The 314-nt window shown below is 56.4% G+C and carries 1 protein-coding gene; it reads left to right on the forward strand.

Annotation, left to right across the window (positions count from 1 at the left end):
• Nucleotides 1–220: response regulator (locus tag ACM615_RS24215; protein ID WP_431012681.1), on the forward strand; the 220-nt coding region annotated here is incomplete at its 5' end.
• Nucleotides 221–314: the final 94 nt, after the last annotated feature.

The following is a 314-nucleotide window of genomic DNA, read 5'->3' on the forward strand; positions in this document are numbered from 1 at the left end:
CTGGAACATGCCCGGCATGACCGGTATCGACTTGCTGCGTCATGTGCGCGCCGATGAAAAACTGCGCAGTCTTCCCGTGTTGATGGTGACCGCCGAAGCCAAGCGTGAGCAGATCATCGAAGCCGCCCAGGCCGGGGTCAACGGCTACGTGGTCAAGCCATTCACTGCGCTGGCCTTGAAAGAGAAGATCGAAAAAATCTTCGAACGCATCGGTCATTGATGCTGCCACGGGGGAGCTATTGAGCATAAAGAAACGTCACAGGGGGACTTTGAGTCGACCCTGAAAAAGCATGCTCACCAGCTCGTCGAGAGCC

Source organism: Rahnella sp. PAMC25617 (assembly GCF_050606005.1).
Lineage (GTDB): Bacteria > Pseudomonadota > Gammaproteobacteria > Enterobacterales > Enterobacteriaceae > Rahnella > Rahnella variigena.